Source organism: Helicobacter labacensis (assembly GCF_003660285.1).
Lineage (GTDB): Bacteria > Campylobacterota > Campylobacteria > Campylobacterales > Helicobacteraceae > Helicobacter > Helicobacter labacensis.
In genome coordinates this window covers 100,562-126,687 of the sequence record NZ_QXQQ01000001.1, presented here as the reverse complement: position 1 = coordinate 126,687, position 26,126 = coordinate 100,562, and the positions used below count along the sequence as shown (strand labels likewise).

Sequence of the window (26,126 nt, the reverse complement as noted above, 5' to 3'; positions counted from 1 at the left end):
GCTTTCTCCTTAGATTAAGATGACAAGCCCGGTGATCAAAATATTGACCAACGAGAGGGGTAACATGATTTTCCAGCACAAGCGCATGAGTTGATCGGGGCGCACATGCGGGAAGGTGGCGCGCGCCCACATCGCTAAGAACACAAAGAAACAGACCTTGAGCAAGATCGCTATGCCACCCGGAATAATCCACAAGGGATTATAGCCTCCAAAGAAAATCAAAGAGATCACAAAGCAAAAGGCAAAGAGGTGGGCGTATTCAGCTAAGAAAAACATCCCCCATCTTAACCCGCTATACTCCGTGCAAAATCCAGCCACGATCTCAGCCTCGTGTTCAAGCAGATCAAAGGGGGTGCGGTTGAGCTCGGCATAACTAGCCACTAAAAACAAGAAAAAGGCTAGGGGTTGTTTAAACACCAGCCAATGCAAGACCCCCCCGGCTTGGTAGTTGTTGATTTCAATCAAAGAGAGCGAGCCTACTACCATGATCGGGGCTAAAATGGTGAGCGTGCTCACCACTTCAAAGCTCAACAACTGAATTGCTGCACGCGCTGATCCAATCAAAGAATACTTGCTATTAGACGCTAGCCCAGCTAGCAAGGGCGCATAAATCCCTGCTGCACCCACAGCTAAAAAGAAGAGCAAACCGACATTGATGTCTGAGATAATGGGTCTAATGGTGTATCCAAAGAGGGTAAAATCCCCAAAAAAGGGAATGGGTGCCATAGAGACAAAGGCACTCACCATTGCGATCACGGGCGCGACTGCAAAGATAAGGCGGTTAGCGTGCTGAGGGATTACATCCTCTTTACAAAAGAGTTTGATCGCATCGGCGATCACTTGCAAGAGTCCAAAGGGTCCCACATAGGTAGGACCCAAACGGCGTTGGAAAATGGCTAACACCTTGCGCTCTAAATAGGTCGCAAACGCGCCCAAGCCCGCAAACACCAACACCACCACTAAAATTTTAATACAGGTCTCTAGGATCTCAGCACTCATGTGCGCTCCAATACTAGGGTGCTAAAAAGTCCTTGGGCGAAAATGCCCTGCGTGTCTAAATTGGGGCTTACCATGAACACTTCTTGCTCTAGGCTGTGATCCACATAGATAGCCCCGCTTAAACTCAAATCGCCTTTTTTCAAGCACACGCAAACCCCCTCCTTTAGCCCTAGCTTTTCTAGGTGTGCTGGGGAAACATAGACCCCCGCCTTGAGCTGTAAATTAGTGCTCTGCAAAGTGGGCGTGCCAAACTGGGTCTCGGGGTATTTACAATAGGCATTAAACTCGCTAGGCAAGATCGCTTGAATGGGCGTAGCGGAGGGAGGGGTGGGGGTGGCGTAGTGGGGCGTGTCTAGTTTGTAGCCTCGCTGGTTAGATTTATCATTGCTATAGAAGTTTTTAAGATGATCGTAAATAATGGGTTTATAGCCCTTCTCTTGGGGGAGTAAATGGGTGTAATCTATTAAACTCTCCCCCACACAGCCAAAATGCTGGGCGATGTCGCTTAGATCAAAACCTTCAAAGCGCAAGGCGGGTCTAATGGGCAATAAACGCCCTTCAAAATTAGTGATACTCGCCTCTAGTTGGTTAAAACTGGGCAGAATGAAATCTACTTTATGCGCGCCTTTGTTGTCGCAATCTAGGGTGTAATCCCCTTGAGTGCGCACACCCACACTAGGAGACTCCATTGTGGGCGCGTCCAAAGTACAAATAGAAGCGATGCCTAAGGCGTTCGTGCTAGGGGGCACTAAAATCACTTGGCAACGCGTGGAGAGTTCTTTTAATAGCAAGGCGATATTAGAAGCGCGTGGGTGGGTGTAGAGTTCTTGTCCGGCAATGAGCACGATTTTAGAGGCTTTGGCGATCAAGGCTTGCATCTTCTCAAAATCACCTTGAGCTAACCCGATGGATTCTAGCATGGTGTAGTAGGGTTTTTCGCCCTCACTTTGGGATTCTAAGAGAGGTTGTAAGCTGGGGTGTTCTAACCCTAGGGCGTGCAAAAACGCGCCTAGCACAATCTCTTCAGCTTGGGGGGCGTGGGTGAGGGGTAGGACTGCACGGCAGATCTCATTGATCGCCTTATCAGCGATGGGGTGGGCGTAGATAAGCGCACTGCCCTTATTGACCTTGAGCGCGTTAGCGATGGCGTATTTGATTAAAGGGTTTTCTGTGCGGATTTTAGAACCCAAAGTTACAATGAGATTAGCCTGCTTGATGTCGGCTAAATCTGCAAAGCTACTAGGTTGGAAGGCATTTAAAAAGTTTTGAAACGCGCGCACCTCTTCATTAACAAGTTTAAAGCCCAGTTTAGCGCGCAAATGCTCTAGCAAATAAGCCTCTTCATTGCTCACATCTCCGCTGATATGCACCACCTTAGCCTCTTGGAGTTTTTGCACGGCTTGCTGTATATGCGCGCTCCCCTTAGGGCTGGAATGCACATCAAAGGCAAAACGCCCCGCACCGCAGATGGGATTATGATAAAAGTCATTGCCCACACGGAAGATTTTGAGATCATCGCCCAAAGTGTCAAAATGGCGCACCTCATAGTCAATCAAACACCCGGCTGCACAATGCATACAAGTGGAGTCGATGTGTTTGAGCTCCCAAGCATTGGCACTATAGCTAAAATCCTTATAGACGATCGCGCCCACAGGGCACACGGCGATGCACTCCCCACAATCAAAACAAGGGGTATCGCCCACAAAACCGATCATCCCCTTTTGCTTGCGACTCCACACACTAAAAGGGTCTTTGGGCATGCTGGTTTTGAATTTATCGGGGGCGTACAAGTCTGCTTTGATCGCCTTTAAATTGCTATCCCCGATATTATCACTACATGTGGTTACACAACGCTCGCACATGATGCACAAATTAGGATCGTAAGAAGCCTGTGCCCAAAAGGCAAAGGGTTTCAAATTGTCGCGCACAGCAAAGGGCTGGGTTTCCACTTGCATGCGCATGGTCATATCCTGCAATTCGCACTCCCCGCTTTTATCGCACACCCCACACTCTAGCGGATGGTTGACATCATAGGTTTGCATGATCATCTTGCGCTCAGCTGCGATCTCTTTAGTGTTGGTCATAACCTGCGTATTGGGTTTAGCTTTGGTGTTACAGCCATAAACGCGTTTGCCATCCACCTCCACCATGCACATCTTACACGCCACAGTGGGAGAACACCCGCTCAAGTAGCAAATGGCAGGGATATACACCCCCGCACTTCTAGCGGCTTCTAGGATTGTTTGCCCCTCTTGAAACTCGATCTCTTGTCCATCAATATTAAAGACCATTAAGCCCCCTTTTTGACCACTAAGGTCCAATCCACACGATTAAAACGCAAGGAATTCATCAAGGTATCCCCCCTCGCCTTGACAAACTCCGCGCTCTGCTCCACCAAGTCAAAATCCACCACCTCTACCATGAAAATCACCACTTCGCCCGCGCTCACACTGCTATCTAAAATTTCTCCCAAGCGTTTTAACACCGCTTGGTTGGGCTCATCTCTTAAATGGCGCAGATCAAAACGCCTCATCGATCCACCTCCCCAAAGACGGCATTACTCGATCCAATGATCGTAACAGCGTCTGCGAGATACTGCCCCACAAGCACATCTTGCAACGATCCAATATGAAAGAAACTCGGGGCGCGGATTTTTAAGCGGTAGGCATAGGGTTGCCCTTCAGAGTGGATAAAAAAGCCCAGTTCGCCCTTGGGCGATTCAGTGGGCGCATAGACCTCGCCTTTGGGGGGGCGCATGCCCTGAGTTACCAGCACAAAGTGCTGCATCAAGGCGTAGTTTGAGTCATGATGTCCTCTTTGGGTGCGCTGATATAATCAGGGGCTTTAGCCATGATGGGCGTGTCTGTGGGCGCATACATGGGGATGAGCTGTTCTAAAATCCTTAAGGATTGCTCGATTTCATACATGTAGAGCAAGTAACGATCGTAAGAATCTCCATTAGAACCCACGGGGATATCAAAATCCAACTCGGGGTAGAGTTCATAGGGTTCTTCTTTGCGCACATCATAAGCGATCCCCGTGGCGCGCAACATGATCCCACTTGCCCCCCATGATTTTGCCATCTCTTGGGTGAGAGTGCCCACATTCTCCAAGCGCGCGCGCCAAATGCGGTTACTATCTAGTAGTCCGCTGATGAGCTTGTGGGTGGCACGCACCTCTTTAATAAAGCCCTGCAAACTCTCACACCAGTTAGGGGGCAAATCTAGAGGAACGCCCCCGATACGGATAGCGTTGTGTGTGAGCCGTGCCCCACAATAATCCTCCATTAAGTCTAATCCGTATTCACGCGTTTTAAAACAATAGAGAAACACCGACATCGCGCCCACATCTAGGGCATGCACGCTGAGGAAAAAAACATGGGAGATCACGCGGTTGAGCTCTAAGAGCATGGTGCGAATCACCTGCGCGCGTCTAGGGATTTCTAGCCCGATGAGTTTCTCCACTGCGTAGGCATAGGCGTAGTTATTGCTTGTAGAAGAGGTGTAATCTAGGCGGTCTGTGGTGGGCATGTACTCATTATAGGTCATGTTTTCGCCCAACTTTTCACACCCACGGTGCAAGTAGCCGATTTCAGGCGTGGCTTTGGTGATCTTCTCCCCGTCCAACTCTAAGATCAGGCGTAGCTGCCCATGCGAGGAGGGGTGTTGGGGACCAAAATTAACCACCATTTTATTGCCATCTTGCTCGAAAAGCACATTTTCAAACTGGGGTTTGAGCTTTGTAAAAATCTGTGCCATTAGGGTCGCTCTTTGAGTTCTGTGGGCTCGTTGGTGTGTAAGTCTTTGACAAATAAGGATTTTTGGAAGGCGTGCTTACCCGGGTTATCCTCAAGGCTCAAGCCCTTGGCTTGTTCGTGCCCTACTTTCGAGAAATTGAAAGTATCTTTCTCATCTACGCGCGCGCTATCGCGTTGCTCGGGTCCGATAATCTCGCGGTATTCCTTGCCAAAAATCTTATCCACTTCATACCACGCGGCATGTTCATCCCCCTTAAGCGGATAGGATTTTAACAAAGGATGCCCCACCCAGTCTTCTGGCATCAAAATACGGCGTAAATGAGGGTGGTTTTCAAAGACAATCCCAAACATGTCATAAGCCTCGCGCTCGCTCCACTGCGCAGACTTAAAGAGGTGGCTTAAGGATTCTACTCTCTCTTGTGCGCCCAAAGTGCATTTGACACGCACGCGTCTTTTGTCTGCAAAGTTAGGTAGGTAAGAGGCAAATTGATAAAAGAGTTCGAATTGATCGCGCTGTTCTAAAAAGTCAATGGCACTCATTTCGCTTAAAGTGCTATAGCCCACTTTTTTAAGCACCTGCGCAACGCTTACTAAATCCTGCTTTTGCACCCAAAAGACCGCACAATTAAGCTCAATATAGCTTTCTAAAATCTGGTGTTCATAGTTAAGGTGGTTGTAGATGACCTCATAGGGTGTGCCCACGACGGGGGTTTTGGGTGTGGATCTAACCACATGGAAACGATCGGAATAATGCACTTGTTTTTGCACATTGGCATTAGGGCGTTGTCTTCTAACCATGGGTGATCCTTGCTAGGCTTTTGCGTGGATCGGTTTTGATCGCCTTAGTGCGGCGGATTTTATCCTGCAAGACCATCAAGGCGTATTGCAAAGTTTCAGGGCGGGGCGCACAACCGGGCAAATAAATATCTACCGGAATGATGCGATCCACGCCCTGCACGGTAGCATAGGTATTAAACATCCCCCCCGTGTTCGCACACGAACCCATAGAGATCACCCATTTGGGTTCGGGCATTTGATCGTAAAGACGGCGGGTGAATTCGGCGTGCTTTTTAGTGAGAGTGCCCGCGATGATCATCACATCAGATTGTCTAGGTGAGGCTCTAAAAATAGTGCCAAAGCGATCAAAATCAAAGCGCGAGCCCCCCGTAGCCATCATCTCAATCGCACAGCAAGCTAGCCCATAGGTAAGGGGCCAGAGCGAATTACTGCGTCCCCAGTTAAGCAAGTGATCTAAGGTGGTGAGCGCGATAGGAAGCCCGTTGTTTTTGAGATAATTCACTGCATGCTGTGCCATTCTAATGCTCCTCTCTTTAAGGCGTAGACAAAGCCAATCCCTAGCAAGGCGATAAAGCTCAACATCTCCATAAAGCCAAATAACCCTAAGTCTTTAAAATCTAACGCCCAAGGGAACATAAAAACGATCTCCACATCAAAGAGGATGAAGAGCATCGCCATCACATAAAACTGGTGGCTAACGCGATTTTGTTGCTTGAGGGCTAGGGGTCCGCACTCATAAGCAGCCAGTTTGAGCTTTTCGTTCTTGCGTTGCGCCATCGCACGGCTGAGGTAGCGTTGGATTTTTAAAGTCCAATTAAACACCACAAAGCTAAAGACCAAGAGAACAAACACCCCAAAGTAAGGATGCTCTACCACGCTACTTGTTCCCACCGCTAGCTCCATATTCATGATCTAAACAGAGTATTAAAGCATAATTTCATTAATGCAAACTTTGATAAAAGGGGAATTAGAGAGCAAAGAGAGGAAACACACATGCCCCTTTAATCCTCCTTTCAAGCTTGAAAACAGGGTTTAGCCATCGCTAAATACGGGTTTATCAAGCAACACCGCAGGAGTTTTAAGATTGCCCATCTGAATCGTCCCTCTTAGGGCTTGCAACCACCCCTCTTTTAACTTTCTTTTCTCTTAGTTGGGCGTTTTGTAAAAGGCGGGCATGGGTGTTCTTAGCCTCACTGGGCCAATCTTTGCCCTGCTCTTGGATATTCCACTCGGGGTAACCTCCCATCATTTGTTGATAATCCAATAAACACGCATTTTCTAAAAATTTGTAGCCAAAGACGCTCACGGCATGCAAACCAAATAAACCCTTCACATCAGTTTTAAAATTATCTTGGTAAATCATGTAAAATTCTATCTTTTTACCCGCTAAGATAGTATGGTAAAGAAAATACCAAATCCCAAAACTGCGGATGCTAGCTCTCCCTTTCACACCCCCATCTCTATAAATTTCTAGGGTGTTTTTAATCCCCCCTTGTGCTTGAGAACCCCCGATTTTTTTTAATGACTCCATTCACGACAATTAAATACATCGGGGCGACATTTTTGCTCAAAATGCTTTGGGGTAGGGGATTGTTGTTTTCATCGCGCAAATCTTTAAGATAGTTGAAATTAAGCCTTGTGTTGTTTGGCACAAATTCTAATCGGCGATTTTAAAGGTTGTTTTCACTTTTGAAATATGCCTCACTCTTTAATGATTAAAAGCTCATGGGATTTTTTCACATACCCCACATCGCCCCGCTCAAGGCGGTTTTTACCCATCCGTGTTTCGCCCTGCCCCATTGTGTATTGCCACGCCAATTCAATGATATGAAAATCTTGATACGCCTCTCTTACAAAGGCGCAATCGTTATAGCTCAAAATAAAAGGCCCCGGGCGGTTTTTAAGCATTTGGGCTAATTGCTCATGGGCAAAGCCGTTATGGTGGATGGGGAAGTTGCGCATGGGGTAAATCCCCTTAAACATCTTGGAGTCGCCCTCTAAAAAATAGGGCGGGTCTAGGTAGGCAAAATCATTAGGGTAGGCTAAAAGCACCTCTTGAAAGGGAGCGCATCGCACGCTTAAAGTGGGGGCATCAAAGTTTTTTAACTTAGCTAGGGTGCTATGGTAGCGTTTTTCATCGGTATAAATCTTGCTCATCCAGCCTAAAAATCCCGGTCCATAGCTCAAGTTAAAATTAAAGTAATAATCCCGTGCCAAAGTGAGCGGATCTAACACGCACTCTTTTTGATAATGTGCCTTGAGTTCTGCCTTAATGGTGTTGTAAATTTCTTGCGTGGGCTTTAGCGCAAGCAAGGCTTCATAAAGACGCTCCTTATCTTTTAAGAGCACCTGCCAAAAATTCACCAAAATATCAAAAATGTCAAAGGCTAACACCTCTAGCCCCAACTCTAGCGCGCAGGCGATCTCCACACTCCCCCCACCCATAAAGGGGCTAATGACTCTTTTTAAATGTGTGGGGATATACTCTAAGATAAAGCCTACCGCTAAGGACTTGCCTCCACCATAACGCAGAGGGCTTTTAGTATAGCGTTTGTAGCGCAGTCTTTGCGATCGCAAACTCTCCAGAAAACGAGATTTTTTAGCTGAATACATAGCAAACCCCTCCTTGAACCCCCTCCAAAGACAAAGGCGAAACTACATCATACCGCCCATGCCACCCATACCGCCCATGCCACCCATATCAGGCATAGCTGGAGCAGGTTTATCTTCTTTGACTTCATGCACAGTGGCTTCAGTGGTTAAAAGCAAGCTAGAGACAGACACCGCATTTTGCAAAGCGATGCGCGCCACTTTGAGAGGGTCAATAATGCCCGCCTTAAACATATCCACATATTCGCCATTGCTCGCATTAAAGCCATAATGGGCTTCTTTGTGTTTTTCCACCTCATTGACCACCACGCCGCGATCATAGCCCGCATTAGCTGCAATTTGAGCGAGTGGGGCTTTAATGGCGCGTTTGATGATCTCATAGCCCACTTTTTCATCCTCATGCAATTCTAAATGCACTTTTTGAGCCGCACGAATCAAAGCCGCACCCCCACCGATCACAATGCCTTCCTCAACAGCGGCTTTTGTGGCAGAGAGCGCATCATCTACGCGATCTTTCTTTTCTTTCATTTCCACTTCAGAGGCTGCGCCCACTTTGATCACGGCTACGCCACCGCTAAGTTTTGCCAAGCGTTCTTGGAGTTTCTCCTTATCGTAATCGCTAGTGGTGGATTCGATTTGGGTTTTAATTTGGGCGATGCGATCTTTGACATCATGGGCTTTGCCTTTGCCATCTACGATAGTGGTGTTGTCTTTATCAATCACAATTCTAGCCGCCACGCCCAAATCGCTCACATCGGCATTTTCTAAGGTTTTACCTAGCTCTTCAGAGATCACTTGTCCGCCGGTGAGAATAGCGATGTCTTTGAGCATTTCTTTACGGCGATCGCCAAAACCGGGAGCTTTGACTGCTGCGACATTGAGCACGCCCCTAAGCTTATTCACCACTAGAGTAGTGAGTGCTTCGCCTTCAATGTCCTCAGCGATGATCAATAGAGGTTTGCCCTCTTTCATGGTGCGCTCAAGCAAGGGTAAAATGTCTTTCATGCTAGAGATTTTTTTATCTGTGAGTAAAATGTAGGCGTTTTCTAGCTGGGTGGTCATTTTCTCCGCGTTAGTTACAAAATAGGGAGAGAGGTAGCCACGATCAAATTGCATGCCCTCAACCACATCTAGCTCGTCCTCAATTCCTTTTGCTTCCTCAACGGTGATCACGCCATCTTTGCCCACTTTTTCCATCGCATCGGCAATGAGTTTTCCGATTTTTTCATCGGAGTTAGCCGAAATGGTCGCCACTTGGGTGATTTCCTCTTTGCCACCTACTTTTTTACTAGCTTTTTTAAGCTCGGCAATAATGGCTTCGCTAGCTTTATCCATGCCTCTTTTGACTTCAATAGGGTTAGCCCCAGCGGTGATGTTGCGCAAGCCCTCTTTGAAAATGCTGTAAGCTAAAACGGTGGCGGTGGTGGTGCCATCCCCAGCGGCATCGGCAGTTTTGCTAGCCACTTCTTTAACCAGTTGTGCGCCCATGTTGGCTACAGGACAGGCTAGCTCGATTTCTTTAGCCACGCTCACGCCATCTTTGGTAATACTGGGCGCGCCATAGCTTTTTTGAATGAGCACATTACGCCCTCTTGGACCCATTGTAACCTTAACCGCGTCATTGAGTTGTTTCACGCCTTCAAAAAGTTTATTGCGTGCGTTGTCTGAAAATTTGATTTCCTTAGTTGCCATTGTTTGTCCTTTTTTTTGTTGTATGAATGGGAGGGGCGCGCTAAACGCCCCCAAAGTCTAGCTTAGTGGCTATGACAGCAGTCGCCCTCGTGTTTGTGATCGCCTTTTTTATGCCCGTGCTCATGCCCATGGCAGCAAGAATCCACCACGCCTAGCACATCCTCAAGCTCTAAAACCATAAATTCTTTGCCATCTAAAACGATTTCTGTGCCTTTGTATTTGCCAAAAGCCACTACATCGCCCTCTTTGAGGCATTTGCACCCTTCGCTGATTTTATGGCTGACCGCTTTAACCACGCCCATTTGGGGTTTTTCTTTGGCATTGTCAGGGATAATAATCCCAGAAGCGGTTTTCTTTTCTTCCTCTAGTCTTTCAACTAGCACTCTCTCACCTAATGGCTTAAACATGTCGTCTCCTTAGTCCTAAAAATTAGCACTTAAAAATTTAAGTGCCAAATAATAGCAAAAATTTTGGGTAAGTCAAGGCTTATTTTAAAACTAAGCTATTTTACTTAATATACTTGATAGTGTTAGACTAATATTATCTATGCAATATACTATCAATAATCTTTTTTGACAAATAAGCCCATCTTGGCTACTATGCGTGCATGATTACCCAAGAGTCTTTAGAGCGACTCAAACAAGTCGCTGACATTGTAGAGGTGGTGCAGGGCTATTTAGAGCTCAAAAAAGCCGGTAGCCTCTATGTCGCCATTTGCCCTTTCCATGACGAAAAGACCCCCAGTTTCACCCTCAACCCCACGCGCAATAGTTTTAAGTGCTTTGGGTGTGGCAAGTCTGGCAATGCCATCACCTTTGTGATGGAGTATGAAAAACTGGACTTTGTAGAGGCGACCCAGAAACTCGCGCGCATGTTTTCCATCGCCCTAGAATACACCACCGCCCAACCCCAACCCCCCCAAGAGTTAGACCTCTTAGAGGAGATGACACGCTGTTACCAGAGTTTATTAGAGCGCAACAAAGAAGCACAAGATTATTTAGCCAGCCGGGGCGTGCTTGCTAAAAGCGTGCAAGAGTTTCGCTTGGGTTTTTGTGCAGGTCCAAGCGTGTTAGAGTTTATTAAACAGCGCAGATTAGACCAACAAGCCCTTTTAGACTTGGGAGTTTTAGGGCAGGACGAACACGGGAGAATTTACGCCCGCTTTGCCAACCGCCTGATTTTCCCCATCCACAACCCCAATGGCAAGATTGTGGGCTTTGGGGGGCGGGTGTTGCAAGATAGCTCCCAAATGGCTAAATACATCAACTCCCCTCAAAGCCGCCTCTTTAATAAATCTAAATTGCTCTATGGCTATTTTCAAGCGCGCACCCACATCGCCAAAAACCAAAAACTCATTTTAACAGAGGGGTATTTAGATGTGATCTTGCTCCACCAAGCCGGATTTAACACAGCAGTCGCCACTTTGGGCACAGCATTAACCCAGCAACATATGCCCCTGCTAGAGCGTTTTAATCCAGATATCATCTTGGGCTATGACGCAGACGAGGCGGGCAGAGCAGCTGCGCTGAAGGGGGCTAGAATGTTGGCTAGTAAACGCGGGGGGGTGGTGTTTTTTGAAGAGGGGCTAGACCCTGCAGAAATGATAGTCCAGGGCAAGCGCGCCATGTTAGAGACGATCTTCACTAAACCCATACCCTTTGTCGAACATGTCTTGCGCGCTCTATGTGTAGAAACAAGCGATCCCATAGCCAAAGAGCAAACTCTACAAGAGGTGCTAGGGTTTTTACACGCCCTGCCCCTACTCTTGCAAGAGCATTACCAAGAGATGATCGCCCATCTCTTAGAAGTCCCTGTTGCATTGGTGCGCTTGCGCGCACACAAACAGACTTCTTTCAAACTCCCCCCCCAATGGGCTACTCCCCCCCATGCCACACAAGAAGCCCTATTGCTCAAATACCTCTTAGAAGACGCGTCCTTGCTAGAGCGTGCGCGTCCTTTTTTAGAGGTGTCTTTATTTGAGAATCTAGCTAGCGCGTTGAGCGCGTTATTAGCGGGCAATTACGATCACCCTAAACTGGTCTTGATTCGCTTGGACGCTAGTTTGCCTGTGCGCGCCAATGGGTTTAAAAGTGAGTTGATCGCCTTTTTGCTAGCGCGCTTGCAAGCCCAACAACGCCAGATCAACACTTTACACAAACACCTAAGTCCTCAAGAACGCTTAGAAATCCTTGTGGATTTGCGCGCTAAAGCCTTGCAATTAGAACAACAAAAAGGAGAATACTATGAAAGCCTTAGCCTTATTTAGTGGGGGATTGGATAGTTTATTGTCTATGCACCTAGTTGCTTCTCAAGGGATTGAAGTTACCGCTTTGCATTTTAATATCGGCTTTGGGGGCAATAAGGACAAGAGAGAATACCTAGAGAAAGCCAGCGCACAGGTGGGGGCGCAAATCCTCTTTTGTGATATTCAAGAGCAATTTTTTGATGAGGTGCTTTTTAAGCCTAAATACGGCTATGGCAAATACTTCAACCCCTGCATTGACTGCCATGCCAATATGTTTAGACAGGCTTTTTACAAACTCCTAGAGTTGCAGGCGGATTTTGTAATCAGTGGGGAGGTGTTAGGGCAGCGCCCCAAAAGCCAGCGCAAGGAGGCACTAGGGCAGGTGCAAAAACTCGTGCGCGCCTTTGGGGCTGAAAAGTGTTTTGATGGCATTTTGGATCGCAGTGGCAATAACCCCAGTAAGCCCCAATTTTTAGATCAGCTTTTATTAAGACCTATGAGCGCGCAACTGCTAGAACCTAGTTTTATGGAGAAGCAAGGTTGGTTAGATCGCGCTAAACTCTGGGATGTGCAGGGGCGTAGCCGGGTGCGCCAGTTAGCCAAGATTAAAGAGCTGGGGCTAGAGTATTATGAAAACCCCAGCGGAGGGTGCTTGCTTACAGACACTAGCGTGAGTGCTAAGCTCAAAGACTTGCAAGCCCACCGCCAAAATACCCAACAACAAATGGTGGTGCAAGACAATGTGCTTGTGAAAGTGGGGCGTTACATGGTGGTGGGGGGGGCGCGCTGCGTGGTGGCGCGCAATGAACTAGAAAATGCCAAGTTGGACATTAAGCACCCTCTCATGGATCGCATCGAGTTGCTCGATTGCAAGGGACCCTTAGGGCTGGTTGAAAAGAGTGCCAGCGAACAAGAAAAAAATTTGTGCGCGCGCATTGTGCTAGGCTATGGCAAAAGCCAACTTAATGCCCTTTATCGCGTGCAGGTGGGCGATGCGCTCTTGCATCTAAACCCTTTGCATAGACAAGAGGCACAAAAATATCTTTTCATGGGTTGAGAGGGTGTATAATGGCATCTTTTGAGGAGCTAGAGATGGAGAAATTTATCGGTTTAGGGGTGGTGGGCAATTTTGCTAGACATTTAGAACAAGCAGGTGAGAGCCACACTTTTATCAATATGAAACACATTGAAAAAGACGCGCCAAAAGGGCTTTTCCCCTTTTATCTCCCCCATGATAGCGGGTATTTGGGGCGTTATTGCATTGACAACCACCGCATTATTCTGCCTGCAGAAATGGCAAACTTGCATGTGCAAGCCGAACCGGAGATCGCGCTAGAGTGTGAAATTATCTACAACAAAGAGGGTTTTGTAGAGAAGATAGTGCCTAGCCATTTCATGGCTTTTAACGACACTTCTGTGCGTAATTTAGACACCAAGAGACTTTCTGAAAAAAAGAATTTCTCTAAGGGCTCTAAGGGCATGGGCGAAAAATTGCTCATCGATCGCTTTGTCTATGGGGGGGTGTGTAATGACTATTCCATCGCGTCCTTTTTGACACGCGATGGCACTACCCATGTCTATGGGGAAAACTCTAAGCTCGTCAAATACGAATACTTCTATGACAAGCTATTGGGCTGGATTGTGGAGATTCTCAACACCCAAAAGGACACCGGGAGTTTAGAGGATTTGCAAGAAGTGTTGCGATCCCAACATTTGACTCCCAAGTGCATTATCACCATCGGGGCGACCCCCTACATGCCCTTCGCCCAAGAGAATTTCTTACAAGAGGGGGATTGTATTACCATCATCGCCTACAACCACCGCCGTTACAACTTTGACAAAATCTTTGAAGTGGTTTCTAAGCGACAACTTGGCAAAACCCGCCTCAAAGCCATCTCTTACATCCAACAAGAGGTGGTGATAGAGGGCAATCCCGCTTAGTTTCTTGCCAAATTATTTTTAATCACAAGAATAATACTCTTTTAATATTCTTATTAAGGGGGTTTTAAATCATTTTTTATTAAAAATAAGACTAAATTTTATAAACAGGGCAAGCCATGAAAACCAAAAAAAGTTCAGACCCCCAGCAGGAATTTAATAAACTCAAACAAGAATATTGGCAACAAGAAACCATGTATGCGATCTATCTCAAGGAAAGCAAACGCAATCTCTATGGTTGCAAAGACATCGCCACCCGCCACCAATTTTTTGTCAATCGCTGTCAAGCCTACCAACCCCTCAATGAGGTGTATTTGCGTTTGCGCGCCTTTTCTAAACGCCACAAAATCCCCATGCACCAGATTCGCGAATCCTTTGAAAAGTTTCGGCGCACTTACAATAATACCTTAACCTCTATTAGGCGTTATGAAGTGAAAATCCAAAAAATCAAAGAGGGCAAATCCCCCTCCGATTGGGATTAAAAAAGCTCGATTTTAAAAGCGTGCTTGGAGACACACGCCCCGATTGCACACGCCTCAATGCCCAAATCCCTCAAAGCCCTTAGACAAGTTTGCGCCTCTTTCTCCCCCAAAGCCACCAACAATCCCCCAGAAGTTTGCGCATCATAAAAGAGAATATCAGGGAGTTTGCTCTGGCTACGCACGCCTGCCTGCAGGGCTTGCTTATTGCCCACACTCCCCCCCGGATACACCCCCTGCTTGGCTAGCTCTAAAGCCCCCTCTAAAAGGGGGATTGTACCTGTGTTGATCTCTATGGAGATGGCAGGGTTTAGCATTTCGCACAAATGCCCCACAAGCCCAAAACCTGTTACATCTGTGCAGGCATGCACGCTAAAATCTTGCAAAACCTGCATGGCTTTAAGATTCAAAGCCACCATGCTAGCGATTGCTTGGGGGGCTTCTTTTAAAACTTTGCGCTTTAAAGCGGTGGTGATGATCCCACTGCCCAAAGGCTTGGTTAAAAGGATCGCATCCCCCACTTGTGCGCCATTATTGCGCCATAGATGCTTTTGCACCACCCCGGTAACACTCAGCCCAAATTTTTGCTCCACATCGCTCAAGCTATGCCCGCCCAAAAGCGCGCAGGAACACTCATTGAGTTTGTCTAACGCCCCTTGCATGATCGCGCGCACGCTTTCTACACTGACATGTTCTTGATCCCACGCCAAGACACTTAGTGCACTCAGTGCCCGCGCCCCCTTAGCAAAAATGTCGCTGAGCGCATTCGCGGTGGCAATCTGCCCGTAAGTGTAGGGGTCATCCACCACCGGGGTGATCACATCCACGCTTTGTACAAGTGTAGAATCCCCCACCTTGATCGCCCCACAATCATCGCCATCGCTAAAATCTAAAAGCACGCCTTCTAAACGGGGTTGTTTGAGCTTGGCTGTAATTTGTTTGAGATCCTCCAGACCCACCTTAGCCGCTCAACCCGCGCAACGCACAAATTGGGTTAATGCCTCTGCCAACTTACTCCTTTACAATCGTCTTAGCCTTTGTGCCCACCGCAGTAGCCCCGCTGGGCAAATCTGAGACCACCACCGCATTCGCCCCGATTTTAACATCATCTCCAATGCTAATAGCCCCCAAGACCTTTGCCCCCGCCCCCACCACCACCCGGTTGCCTAAAGTGGGGTGGCGCTTGCCCTTGAGTTTGCCCGTGCCCCCTAGAGTTACCCCGTGATAAATGGTAACATCATCGCCAATTTCTGTGGTTTCTCCAATCACCACACCCATGCCATGGTCAATGAAAAGCCCGCGCCCAATCTTTGCCCCCGGGTGGATTTCTATCCCGGTAAGAAAGCGCATCAGCTGTGAAAGCGCGCGCGCGATGAAGTAAAGCCGGCGCTTGTGCAGGGCGTGGGCTAGGCGGTGGGCAAGCAGAGCGTGAATCCCCGGATAGAGCAACAACACCTCCCATTTATTGCGCGCAGCCGGGTCCTGTTGCAACGCGCGCTCTAAGCTATAGTTTAGATCCATCATCATAGAGTCCGGTGGAGATGTATTTTTCTCCCCCATCTGGGGCAAGAGCTAGCACAGACTTGCCCTTGCCTAGTTCTCTAGCCACCTGCACCCCGGCAAAAATGGCTGCCCCCGAAGAGATGCCCACTAAAATCCCCTCTTTTTCTCCAAAGAGTTTTGCCATTTGGGCGGCATCTTTTTCATCTACGGCAATCACCCCATCCACCACGCTTTTATCATAATTGCCCGGCACAAAGCCCACCCCAATGCCTTGAATCTTGTGCGGGCTGTGCGTGCCCCCGCTCAAAATGGGCGACTGGGCGGGTTCTATAGCGATGATTTTAGCCGGGTGGTTTTGTTCTTTGAATTTGCGCCCCACGCCTGCAATCGTGCCCCCCGTGCCCACACCCAACACGAGCGCATCTACATGGGGTAAATCCTTTAAAATCTCCTGCGCGGTTGTGTCGTAGTGTTTTTGGGGGTTTGCCGGATTTTCAAATTGTTGGGGGATAAAATACCCCTCTTGTTGCCCTAGCTCTAAGGCTTTATCAATCGCCCCCTTAGTGCCCTTAGCCCCCTCAGTTAAAATCAACTCCGCCCCATAAGCCTTAATTAACTCTCTGCGCTCCACGCTCATAGTTTCTGGCATCACAATGATCACCTTATAGCCCTTGAGTAGCCCCATTAAAGCTAGGGCGATCCCGGTATTGCCACTGGTGGGCTCAACAATAGTCATCCCCTTAGTCAGTCGCCCGTCCTTTTCTGCCTGCTCGATCATCCCTAAAGCGGCACGATCTTTGACACTTCCGCCCGGGTTAAACTTCTCTAGCTTGACATACAATGCCGCGTCTTTGTCTTCTAGCAGGTGGTTGGTTTTTAAAACGGGTGTGTGCCCGATGAGTTCTAAAGCGTTGTGATAAATCATATGGTCCTTTCTTAAGAATTAAAAGGGATGGTCCTTAAATATTCTAGCCCCTTGGGTTCTCTGTGGTCAAAAAACACGCTCTGCCTTGTATCTATAGTGGCGATTTGGGCTAAATCCTCGCTATCTAGGCGAAAGTCAAAAATTTGCCCATTTTCTACAATGCGCTCTTTTTTGGCGGATTTAAACACCACAGAGATTTGGCGCTGAAGTAGCCATCTTAAAATCACTTGCGCGGGGGTTTTGTGGTGTTTTTTGGCGATTTGTTGCAAAATGGGGTGTTTAAAAATGCCGCTTTTGCCCTGCGCAAAGGGCGACCACGCTTGGGGCTGGACTTGGTGTTTTTGCATAAACTCTTGCTCTGGGTGTCTTTGAAAAAAGGGATTGATCTCAATTTGATTGATAGCTGGAGGGATTTCATTAAAAGCGATCAAATCTGCCAAGCGATCGGGGTAAAAATTGCTCACCCCAATAGCGCGGATTTTGCCCTCTTTGTGTAGGGTTTCTAGGGCACGATAAGTGCCATAATAATCATTAAAAGGCTGATGCACTAAGACTAAATCCAAATGATCTAACTGCATTTTAGCTAGCGATTTTTCTACAGAGGCTTTAGCTTTTTGCTCCCCGGCGTTGCTAAACCACACCTTAGTGGTGATGAAGAGCTCCTCTCTTGGCACGCTAGTTTTTTTGAGCGCACGCCCTAGCCCTGCCTCATTGCCATACATCTGTGCGGTGTCAAACAGGCGATAACCCATTTCTATCGCCTCCAACACCACCTTTTCACACTCACTATCTGGGATTTGAAACACCCCAAGCCCTAAAAGTGGCATTTTCACTTGGTTGTTTAAAATGACAGACTCCATATTACACTCCTTAAAAAGATTCAAACTTAACACAGAAAAGCTAACTTCTCTCTAAAAATAAATCTTTTTCACTAATTTGCGCCCCCTCGCTCAAAATCGCCGCGCGCTCTACCACAGAAAGTAGTTCCCTAATATTCCCATGCCATGTGTAATTGAGCATGCACTCTTTGGCTTGATCGCTAAAACTCTTTGCCCCCAAATCATAGGCGCACAGCACTTCTTGTAATTTCCACTGCGCTAAAGGTAAAATCTCCTCCTTGCGCTCTCTTAGGGGGGGGATTTTAAGCGGGATGGTGTGTAATCTAAAAAATAAATCCTCTCTAAACTCTTTGGCTTGGATTTTTTCTTGGATATTGGTATTGGTCGCGGCGATGAAGCGCACATCAATTTTAATAGGTTTGTGGCTACCAAGTCTTACGATCTCCTTTTCTTGGATCGCCCTTAAAAGTTTGCTTTGCAATTTCAAGGGCATTTCGCTAATTTCATCTAAAAACACACTCCCCTTGTGCGCGCTCTCAAACAAGCCCGCCTTAGCACTCGTAGCGTCCGTGAATGCCCCCTTTTCATAGCCAAAAAGCTCGGATTCTAGCAAATGCTCCGGGATAGCTGCCATGTTAATCGCCACAAAGGGTGCTCCCTTGCGCTTAGAGTGCTCATGGATAAAGTGGGCAAAAACTTCCTTACCCACCCCACTAGGACCTTGTAAAAACACGCTCGCATCCGTGGCTGCCGCCTTGAGGGCTTGTTTTTGTACCTCCTCTAGGGCTGGTGAAGTGGCGATGAAAAACTCTTTTTTACACGCCTTATTGACCGGATGGACTTTGTGAAACTCTAACACCTTTTTACTACGATAAATGGACTCTAAGAGCAATTCAGGCTTAAAGGGCTTTTGAAAAAAGTCTTTGACCCCCAAGCGAATGGATTCGATGGCTTTGTTGAGCGTGGCATTGCCTGTGATCACAATGGCTTCATAACGCCCCTCTAATTTGCGTAAAAACTCCAGCCCGTCCATTTGGGGCATGTTAATATCGGTAATGATGAGCTCAAAACTCTCATCTAGGGCTTTGAGCGCGTCTTTGGGGCTTTTAAAGGCGACCACCTCCAAATCCTCCTGATCGCTAAAAAAGAGTTCTAAACTTTTGCGCATGTTGATGTCATCTTCTACAATGGCAATTTTCATGCTATCTCCTTTGATAAACTTCTAACACCAATAACCCCCCCTCCAAGCGCACATTAGCGGGGGCGACCATGCGTAAAGTGGCGTGGTTTTGGTTTTGAGAATTTGTATTAAAGCCACTGCTTTCAATGCGCACTTCGCCTTGATACAGACAATCCACCACCTCATCTTGGTAACTTTTCAACAAAATATCTAGCAAAAAAGGCTCTTGTTTGGGGGGGAGTTTGGGTTCATGGACCGGGATTTCACATGTGTAATGCGTCTTGTTAGCATGGGTTTTTAGCGCGCGGGCGATCCCAAAGGCTTGGCGTTTAGCAATCCCATTTTGCACCTGCATGGCATAAGAGATCACAAACTCTTGTGCGTGCAAAAGCCCTACCAAACACAGCAAGAGAAAAGCTTTACTCACTCTCTTCTTTAGGGCAGGTGCTCGCATAGACCACCTCATCGCTTTGCACATTCACTAACTTCACTCCGCTGGCATAGCGTCCCATTTCATGGATACTCTCCATAGGCATGCGAATCATTTTCCCACTTTTAGTAAGCAACATCAAATCCTGCCCCTCATCCACGCTCACAATCCCCACCAAATTACCCGTTTTGGGCGTGATTTTCATCCCAATCACGCCTAGCCCACCCCGCCCCACATAGCGATAAGCCCCCGCTAGGGTTTGTTTGCCTATGCCCTTAGAGCTCACACTCAGCAATCTCTGTTCATCAGAGCTAACCCCCCCCGCCCCAATGACCTCATCTCCCTCTCTTAGGCGCATACCCCTAACCCCCCTAGCCGCGCGCCCCATTTCGCGCACACCCTCCACGCCAAAGCGAATACACATCCCCCTAGAGCTTGCCATAAAGAGTTCTTGCACACTAGAATCGATGATCTTAGCCGTTACTAGCGAATCATCTTCATCAAGCACAATGGCGCGCACCCCACCACGCGTGCGCCCAAAAGCGTTTAATGCGGTGCGTTTGACCATCCCATTTTTAGTGAAAAATACCAAAGATTTATCCGCATCAAAATCCTTAGTGGGGATAGTGGCTTTAATGCTCTCCCCGGGCTGCAAGTCTATCAAATTGACCAGCGCGCGCCCAATTGCACCCCGCCCCATTTCTGGGATTTTATACACCTTGAGCCAATAGAGTTGCCCGGTGTTGGTGATGAATAAAATGGTATCATGGGTGCTAGCGATGAAGAAAGACTCGATGAAGTCGTCCTCATGGGTGTTGCCCGACATCTTGCCCTTGCCTCCGCGCCTTTGTTGCTCATAGACCTTTAAAGGCACGCGTTTGACATAGCCCTTATGGCTCATGGTTACGACCATGTCTTCATGGGGGATCAAGTCCTCAATGCCAATCCCCTCATAATCCTCCTCAATCTGGGTTTTGCGCGGGGTGCTGAACTTCTCTTTGACCTCCAAAAGCTCCTCTTTGATCAAGGCGTTGAGCTTGTCTGCACTTTGTAAAATCCCCTCTAAGAGCGCGATCTTTTCTAGTAATTGGGTGTGTTCTTGTTGGATTTTTTCTTGCTCTAACCCCGTGAGGCGTTGCAAGCGCATATCTAAGATCGCTTTACTTTGCTCCTCGCTTAGATGGTGGGTTTGCATGAGCATGTCCTTAGCCCCCTGCGCGTCCGCACTCCCCTTAATCAAAGTGATCACCGCCTCGCTGTGTTGCAAAGCGACCTTTAGCCCCTCTAGGATATGCGCGCGCGCCTTAGCCTTTTGCAATTCGTGAATAGTGCGCCGAATCACCACGCTTTTGCGGTGCACTAAAAAGAGTTTAAGCAACTCTAAGAGATTGAAAATACGCGGCTCTTTATTGTAAATGGCTAGCAAGATAATGCTAAAGGTGATCTCCATATTGCTAGATTTGTAAAGATGATTGAGCACAATCTCAGAATACGCGTCTTTTTTCAGCTCGATCACCACGCGCACCCCCTCTCTATCAGATTCATCTCTAACCTCTGCAATGCCCTCCACTGCCTTATCACGCGCTAGATCGCTAATTTGCTCCACTAAACGCGCCTTGTTGATCTGGTAGGGAATCTCCTCAATGATGATAGTCTCGCGGTTATTGTGTTTTTCCACCCGACTCTTAGCGCGCACCTTAATGCGTCCGCGCCCTGTATTGTAAGCCTCTAAAATCCCCGCCTTGCCACAGACCACCCCTCCTGTGGGGAAATCTGGTCCTTGCACGATGTCTATCAGGTCTATCAACTGGGCTTGAGGGTTTTCTAGCACGCAGATGAGCGCGTCTATAATTTCATCGGGGCGGTGCGGGGGGATGGAAGTTGCCATGCCTACGGCGATTCCACTAGAGCCATTGATGAGCAAATTAGGCAGACGGCTGGGCAAAATGTCGGGTTCTTTGAGTGTGCTATCATAATTAGAGACAAAGTCAATCGTATCTTTATCTAAATCTTTTAAAAGTTCCTCACTAGGGGCTGCCATGCGCGCCTCAGTGTAGCGCATCGCAGCGGCATTATCCCCATCAATTGAGCCAAAATTGCCCTGCCCATCCACTAAGGGCAAGCGCATAGAAAAATCCTGAGCCATGCGCACTAAAGCTTCATACACCGCGCTATCTCCATGGGGGTGGTATTTCCCAATCACATCCCCCACAATGCGCGCACTCTTTTTATAGGGCACTTTAGCTCCTAAGCCCAGCTCGTGCATGGCGTATAAAATCCGGCGGTGCACCGGCTTTAGCCCATCTCTAGCATCAGGCAAAGCGCGCCCCACAATCACGCTCATGGAGTAGTCTAAATAACTCTCTTTTAGGGATTCTTCAATGCGGATATCTTCAATCTTGGGTTGCAAAACTTCTCCTAGAATACAAAATAAGCCCCCCACACGAGCGCAAAAAAGCCAAGCGCGACAAGCTGGGCGGCACTGCCCATGTCCTTTGCCTTTTTGGCTAGAGGGTGTTGGTGGGTGCCAGTAAAATCCACCGCGTTTTCAATGGCACTATTGAGTAATTCAACCACCACGCACAGCACCCCGGGCAAAACTAAGAGCGCAAATTGGCTAAAGCTGTGCGCCACAAAACACGCCCCCACAAGCCCCAAAAGGGCTAATAAGACGACTTGTTTAAACGCTGGCTCGTCGTGAAAAGCTGCCTTTAGCCCTGCCTTTGAGTAAAGCCATGCCTGTAAAATGCGCTTCATGGATGCACTTTTAGGCTCAAGTGGGGGAGAAATTCCCATGGGCTATTGAAGGCTTCTAGGGGTTTAAAGGCAGAATCCTTATTGTGTAGAGTAAAGCCAAAATGATCGCTCTTATTGGTAGCAAAGGCGTTAAAGGCTTTGATCAACTCTTGGGCGTGCATAACTTCTTCTTGCAAACCCGCTACCATCAAGCCCACAACTACCACACCCTGAAAAGATTTTTGAATCTGGGCTAGAGCCTTGTCATAATCCTTAGGGTCTTTGAGATCGCCGGATTCTTGCAAGAGAGGCAGTAAGATAGCCTTAAAATCCTTGCTTTTTAAGTCCACATCGAGGGTTTCTACATGCGCTTGCAGGGATTTGAGATCATTGGTTTGTAACAGGGCTTTGAGATTGAGGGGCTTTTTAGGGTCTTTGAGGCGCGCCTTTGCACCCAAAGTATAGTGTATATTCCCGGGGGCTTGGCATTGGCTTTGTGTGTTGAGCACCTGATCTTGGAGCTGAAGATAAATCTTGCAGCGCGCGCTGGTGGGGGCGTAGGTGCGCGCGCTGTGGATGTGTTCTATATCTAACTGGAATTGCAGACCATGGGATTTCACTTCAATTAAACGCACCACAATGGGACCCAAGCTAGGCTTTTGCACCCCTGCGCTCACGCATTTAATGCGCTTAAAGCCCGTGCATGTAAAGGGTGCGGTGTGGATATGGGGGGCTAGGTGGTTTAAACTCTCTTGCAAGGTCTTTTTGATGTCATGGCTTAATTTCAAGCCCACGCCTAGTAAAGCCACTGCCAACAAAGCCCCTACAATGAGAAAAACACGCAAAAACCGTCTCAAAACGCGATGTCCAATTCGATGCTACCAATATTATGGTTGCGCGGTTGTGCCCTAAAGGTCTTGCTCAAATCGATCGCGCTAAAGGACAACCTAAAACCCTTGTAGACAATGGCGATCCCCATTTCAGCGTTGTAAAGAAAATAGGGCAGAGTGGTGATCCCCCTTGTGGTGGGGCTATTGCCCTGCACAAAGACATCTAGGGGTTGGAACTTCCCTGTAGCCCCAAAGAATATGTAGAGCGAAAACGCATCGCTAATAGGCATCCCCCCACTAAAACCCGTGTTGATCTTATTGGGTCCAAAATCCACGCCTAAATTATACCCCAAGCGTAGCATAGAGCCCAGCTTAAAATCTGTGATGGCGTTGCCTAGATTCATGCCCACTCCAGCCAACATGTCCATGCTAAAAAAGCGCGTTGTAAGCAGGGGGAGTTTTTGTAACCATGTGTAGTGGAACTCAAAGATAAATTCATTGGCGATTTGGCTAGCCCAGCCTAAGAATTTGGGATCATGCCCCCATGTGTGGATCAAGTCTTGGGTTTTGCCCGCTAGCGCGCCCGGTCCTGTTGTCCCCATAGAAATGGCGATGCTCTCCAAAGTGTGCGCGCTTCTTTGCCATAAACCTAGTTGGGCGCGCAAATAGCCCCCATAGAGGTGATCGCCCCTTACCGGGGTGGTGAGCGCGCGGTGTTCTAGAGTGGGGGTGAACATGCTCTGGGTGAGATAGAGGGTAAAACGACTCATCTTGGGTTTTTTGATCTGCAAACTCAAATAATCCAGCCAAGCCATTTTGGAGTGGCTAAAGTCATATTCCCTGCTAGCCCACCCAATGCGCGTCCCGGCAGTGTAGTAGCGATCGATGTAGGGGTTGATGTAGCCATCGTTCTCTGTGAGCAAATCAATGTATTGCTTTTTATGCGGGCTAAGAGAGGAGGCGCCCAGCGCAGACAATAGCAAGAGCAAGGGGGGCAAACAACGCATAAACTCTATTATAGCAAAATTTCATGCTAACATGCCAGCTAGCTTAAACACAAGGACAGCCGATGTATTCCCCCCAAATCACCCAGATTGAAGAATCTAAAACCATCGCCATCACCACTCTAGCCCAAGAGCTCAAAAGCCAAGGCAAAGATATTTTAAGTTTTAGCGCGGGCGAGCCGGATTTTGACACGCCCAAGAGTGTTAAACAAGCTGCTATTGAAGCTATCAACAAGGGGTATAGCAAATACACCCCGGTTAAGGGTATCCCCGAGCTTTTAGCCAAGGTGAGCGCGAAATTCCAGAGTGAAAACCAGTTAGATTACCACCCTGATGAGGTGATGGTGAGCAATGGGGCAAAACAATGCCTCTTTAATGTCTTCCAAGCCTTGTTAAGCCCCGGGGATGAGGTGGTGATCCCAGCCCCTTATTGGGTTACTTACCCGGAATTGGTGCGCTATAGCGGGGCTAAAGCGGTATTTCTGCCCACCAGTCAAGAAAGCGATTTTAAAATCACCCCCGCCCAACTCAAAAGTGCGCTCAATCCCCAAACTAAAATCATTGTATTGACTAGCCCTTCCAATCCTACGGGCATGGTTTACTCAAAGGAGGAGCTAGAAGCTCTAGCCCAAGTGATCGCCACTTCTAACGCCTTTGTGCTCAGCGATGAGATTTATGAAAAGCTGGTTTATGATGGCGCGTTTTACGCCTTTGGGGCGATCCCGGGCATGTTGGAGCGCACCATTACTATTAATGGGCTTTCTAAAGCCTTTAGCATGACCGGTTGGCGCATAGGCTATCTAGGCACAAAGGATAAAGCTCTGCTCAAACACATGACCGCTTTGCAAAGCCATAGCACTTCTAATATCAATTCCATCACCCAATACGCGGCTTTGAGCGCGCTTAGTGGGGTGGCTAATGAGGATGTGGAGCGCATGCGCCTAGCCTTTAAGCAACGCCGCGATATAGCCTTTGAGGGGATCAACGCGATCAAGGGGCTTAGTTGCCTCAAACCTCAAGGGGCTTTTTATCTGTGGATTCACATCCCAAGCCCCAGCTTAGAGTTTTGCCAAAATCTCTTAAGGGATCAGGGGGTAGCCTTAGTGCCCGGGGTGGCTTTTGGTATGGAGAATGTTGTGCGCATGTCCTATGCATGTTCTTTGGAGCAGATTCAACAGGGCTTACAGAGATTAGCCAAGTTTTGCGCCCAAGTCTTGGGCTAGCAAGACTTCTTGGATCACATGGGTGTTGTTAATCTTAGCCACTTGGATCACCACATCGATCGCGCTTTTGGCATAGCGTTCCACCACGCTTAAGGGCAGGCGCGCTTGGCTTCCCATTTCTAAATTCAGCGCGATGGCTTCTAGCACTTGATCCACGCTATTGGCATGCAAGGTGGAGAGCATGCCTTTATGCCCGGTATTGCCCAAGCGCAAGAATAAGAGCGTGTTGCGCGTGTCTATCTCGCCGACCATGAGGCGATCAGGGCGCATGCGCACCGCCATGTTCAGCGCGTCCTCATAGCGCAAATTTTCTTCTGCCTTGCTCACCAATAACCCCACCGCGTTTTCAAACGCGCTTAAATCCAGCTCTTGACTATCCTCCACGCTCACTAAACGGGTTTGCTTGGGGATACAGGCTAATAGCGCGTTGAGCAGGCTAGTTTTCCCGCTGGCAGTGCCCCCACTAATGAGGATATTGCGCCCGCTTTGCGCCCACTCTTGCAAATGCGCATAACCATAGGCGCAACGCGCCCCCAAGCTAAAACTGTGCAAGGAAAAACTGTGCGCGCTGGGCACGCGGATATTCAGGCTGATCTGCTGGGTGGTGGTGATGCTAAAGTGATTGGCACTCACACGGCAACGGCTAAAAGGCAGGGAGGCGTTGAGCATGGGGTGGGCGGAGTTGAAAGGCAAGCCATAGTAACTAGCCAGCTGTTCGCAAAAGCGCGTTAAAAACTCTTTGCTAAGAGCAGGTTCTAGGATTTTTTGGCGGGTATGATCGCTCTTATAAAGCCAAATCTCCTTTTCGTAATTGCTGATCAACTCGCTGATTCCGCCCTGTAAATAGGGCGTAAACAGCGCGATCTGGGCTTGCAACACCCGGTGCGTGTTCAACATAAAACCCCCGCTTTTTTGGCTATTTTACACGCTTTTTTTAA

General features: G+C 48.0%; 25 protein-coding genes and 2 pseudogenes. 5 read left to right on the top strand and 22 right to left on the bottom strand.

All coding sequences use genetic code 11. The features are described from left to right. Positions 1–9: 9 nt before the first annotated feature. The 11 genes and pseudogenes from nuoH to groES form a co-directional block, all read right to left on the bottom strand. Positions 10–999 carry an NADH-quinone oxidoreductase subunit NuoH gene (gene nuoH / locus EAO33_RS00620; RefSeq protein ID WP_120943967.1) on the bottom strand — a complete coding sequence of 330 codons (990 nt, stop codon included), beginning with the start codon at positions 997–999 and terminating at the stop codon, positions 10–12. Then, a complete protein-coding gene (locus tag EAO33_RS00615; RefSeq protein WP_120943965.1) occupies positions 996–3,290 on the bottom strand; it encodes an NADH-quinone oxidoreductase subunit G in 2,295 nt (764 codons plus the stop codon). Before EAO33_RS00615 ends, nuoH begins: the two co-directional genes overlap by 4 nt. Continuing rightward, on the bottom strand, positions 3,290–3,532 hold the full coding sequence (locus tag EAO33_RS00610; protein ID WP_104752033.1) for an NADH-ubiquinone oxidoreductase subunit E family protein: 243 nt from the start codon (positions 3,530–3,532) through the stop codon (positions 3,290–3,292). The genes EAO33_RS00615 and EAO33_RS00610 overlap by 1 nt, the downstream gene beginning before the upstream one ends. Next, a pseudogene (gene nuoD / locus EAO33_RS00605) lies at positions 3,529–4,757 on the bottom strand (NADH dehydrogenase (quinone) subunit D). Before nuoD ends, EAO33_RS00610 begins: the two are co-directional and overlap by 4 nt. Beyond that, positions 4,757–5,554: an NADH-quinone oxidoreductase subunit C gene (locus tag EAO33_RS00600; protein WP_120943963.1), complete on the bottom strand. Its 798-nt coding sequence runs from the start codon at positions 5,552–5,554 to the stop codon at positions 4,757–4,759. The pseudogene nuoD and the gene EAO33_RS00600 overlap by 1 nt, the downstream one beginning before the upstream one ends. Further along, positions 5,547–6,071, bottom strand: coding sequence for a NuoB/complex I 20 kDa subunit family protein (locus EAO33_RS00595; protein WP_120943961.1), 525 nt, complete (start codon positions 6,069–6,071; stop codon positions 5,547–5,549). Before EAO33_RS00595 ends, EAO33_RS00600 begins: the two co-directional genes overlap by 8 nt. Next, a complete protein-coding gene (locus EAO33_RS00590; protein ID WP_120943959.1) occupies positions 6,053–6,457 on the bottom strand; it encodes an NAD(P)H-quinone oxidoreductase subunit 3 in 405 nt (134 codons plus the stop codon). Before EAO33_RS00590 ends, EAO33_RS00595 begins: the two co-directional genes overlap by 19 nt. A gap of 175 nt (positions 6,458–6,632) precedes the next feature. Further along, positions 6,633–7,259 (bottom strand): annotated as a pseudogene (locus EAO33_RS00585) (GIY-YIG nuclease family protein). Next, entirely contained in the window at positions 7,256–8,167 is a 912-nt protein-coding gene (locus EAO33_RS00580; RefSeq protein ID WP_120943957.1) for a DNA adenine methylase, read from the bottom strand. Before EAO33_RS00580 ends, EAO33_RS00585 begins: the two are co-directional and overlap by 4 nt. A gap of 42 nt (positions 8,168–8,209) precedes the next feature. Beyond that, positions 8,210–9,856, bottom strand: a complete 1,647-nt coding sequence (groL, locus tag EAO33_RS00575; protein ID WP_120943955.1) for a chaperonin GroEL — start codon at positions 9,854–9,856, stop codon at positions 8,210–8,212. A 62-nt stretch (positions 9,857–9,918) separates the two neighbouring features. Next, on the bottom strand, positions 9,919–10,263 hold the full coding sequence (groES, locus tag EAO33_RS00570; RefSeq protein WP_120943953.1) for a co-chaperone GroES: 345 nt from the start codon (positions 10,261–10,263) through the stop codon (positions 9,919–9,921). 200 nt (positions 10,264–10,463) lie between these two features. Here groES and dnaG point away from each other — a divergent pair, with 200 nt between their 5' ends. The 4 genes from dnaG (at position 10,464) to EAO33_RS00550 (ending at position 14,521) form a co-directional block, all read left to right on the top strand. Continuing rightward, on the top strand, positions 10,464–12,122 hold the full coding sequence (dnaG, locus tag EAO33_RS00565) for a DNA primase (RefSeq protein ID WP_120943951.1): 1,659 nt from the start codon (positions 10,464–10,466) through the stop codon (positions 12,120–12,122). Then, positions 12,100–13,158, top strand: coding sequence for a 7-cyano-7-deazaguanine synthase (locus EAO33_RS00560; RefSeq protein ID WP_120943949.1), 1,059 nt, complete (start codon positions 12,100–12,102; stop codon positions 13,156–13,158). Before dnaG ends, EAO33_RS00560 begins: the two co-directional genes overlap by 23 nt. A gap of 35 nt (positions 13,159–13,193) precedes the next feature. Next, a complete protein-coding gene (locus EAO33_RS00555) occupies positions 13,194–14,042 on the top strand; it encodes a DUF5718 family protein (RefSeq protein WP_120944130.1) in 849 nt (282 codons plus the stop codon). A gap of 116 nt (positions 14,043–14,158) precedes the next feature. Then, positions 14,159–14,521 carry a serine protease gene (locus EAO33_RS00550; RefSeq protein ID WP_120943947.1) on the top strand — a complete coding sequence of 121 codons (363 nt, stop codon included), beginning with the start codon at positions 14,159–14,161 and terminating at the stop codon, positions 14,519–14,521. Here EAO33_RS00550 and selD read toward each other — a convergent pair. Genes selD through EAO33_RS00500 form a run of 10 tightly spaced genes read right to left on the bottom strand, consistent with a single transcriptional unit; the run spans position 14,518 to position 23,968 of the window. Next, positions 14,518–15,477: a selenide, water dikinase SelD gene (gene selD / locus EAO33_RS00545; protein ID WP_120943945.1), complete on the bottom strand. Its 960-nt coding sequence runs from the start codon at positions 15,475–15,477 to the stop codon at positions 14,518–14,520. The genes EAO33_RS00550 and selD overlap by 4 nt on opposite strands. A 52-nt stretch (positions 15,478–15,529) precedes the next feature. Beyond that, the gene (cysE, locus tag EAO33_RS00540; protein WP_120944128.1) at positions 15,530–16,042 is read right to left on the bottom strand and encodes a serine O-acetyltransferase; all 513 of its coding nucleotides are present in this window, start codon (positions 16,040–16,042) and stop codon (positions 15,530–15,532) included. Next, positions 16,023–16,946, bottom strand: a complete 924-nt coding sequence (cysK, locus tag EAO33_RS00535; RefSeq protein ID WP_120943943.1) for a cysteine synthase A — start codon at positions 16,944–16,946, stop codon at positions 16,023–16,025. Before cysK ends, cysE begins: the two co-directional genes overlap by 20 nt. Positions 16,947–16,957: 11 nt before the next feature. Then, a complete protein-coding gene (locus tag EAO33_RS00530; RefSeq protein ID WP_120943941.1) occupies positions 16,958–17,806 on the bottom strand; it encodes an aldo/keto reductase in 849 nt (282 codons plus the stop codon). A gap of 40 nt (positions 17,807–17,846) precedes the next feature. Then, positions 17,847–18,986, bottom strand: coding sequence for a sigma-54-dependent transcriptional regulator (locus tag EAO33_RS00525; RefSeq protein ID WP_120943939.1), 1,140 nt, complete (start codon positions 18,984–18,986; stop codon positions 17,847–17,849). Between the two features lies 1 nt (position 18,987). Beyond that, a complete protein-coding gene (locus tag EAO33_RS00520; RefSeq protein ID WP_235852901.1) occupies positions 18,988–19,392 on the bottom strand; it encodes a hypothetical protein in 405 nt (134 codons plus the stop codon). Then, positions 19,385–21,805, bottom strand: a complete 2,421-nt coding sequence (gyrA, locus tag EAO33_RS00515; RefSeq protein ID WP_205589467.1) for a DNA gyrase subunit A — start codon at positions 21,803–21,805, stop codon at positions 19,385–19,387. The genes EAO33_RS00520 and gyrA overlap by 8 nt, the downstream gene beginning before the upstream one ends. Before the next feature lie 8 nt (positions 21,806–21,813). Continuing rightward, positions 21,814–22,152 carry a diacylglycerol kinase gene (locus EAO33_RS00510; protein ID WP_120943935.1) on the bottom strand — a complete coding sequence of 113 codons (339 nt, stop codon included), beginning with the start codon at positions 22,150–22,152 and terminating at the stop codon, positions 21,814–21,816. Beyond that, positions 22,149–22,940 carry a hypothetical protein gene (locus EAO33_RS00505; protein ID WP_235852965.1) on the bottom strand — a complete coding sequence of 264 codons (792 nt, stop codon included), beginning with the start codon at positions 22,938–22,940 and terminating at the stop codon, positions 22,149–22,151. The genes EAO33_RS00510 and EAO33_RS00505 overlap by 4 nt, the downstream gene beginning before the upstream one ends. Positions 22,941–22,984: 44 nt before the next feature. Next, positions 22,985–23,968 carry a lipid A deacylase LpxR family protein gene (locus EAO33_RS00500; RefSeq protein ID WP_120943933.1) on the bottom strand — a complete coding sequence of 328 codons (984 nt, stop codon included), beginning with the start codon at positions 23,966–23,968 and terminating at the stop codon, positions 22,985–22,987. Positions 23,969–24,030: 62 nt separating this feature from the next. Here EAO33_RS00500 and EAO33_RS00495 point away from each other — a divergent pair, with 62 nt between their 5' ends. Continuing rightward, positions 24,031–25,188 carry a pyridoxal phosphate-dependent aminotransferase gene (locus EAO33_RS00495; protein WP_120943931.1) on the top strand — a complete coding sequence of 386 codons (1,158 nt, stop codon included), beginning with the start codon at positions 24,031–24,033 and terminating at the stop codon, positions 25,186–25,188. Here EAO33_RS00495 and EAO33_RS00490 read toward each other — a convergent pair. Next, positions 25,156–26,085: an ATPase, T2SS/T4P/T4SS family gene (locus tag EAO33_RS00490; RefSeq protein ID WP_120943930.1), complete on the bottom strand. Its 930-nt coding sequence runs from the start codon at positions 26,083–26,085 to the stop codon at positions 25,156–25,158. The genes EAO33_RS00495 and EAO33_RS00490 overlap by 33 nt on opposite strands. Positions 26,086–26,126 lie beyond the last annotated feature (41 nt).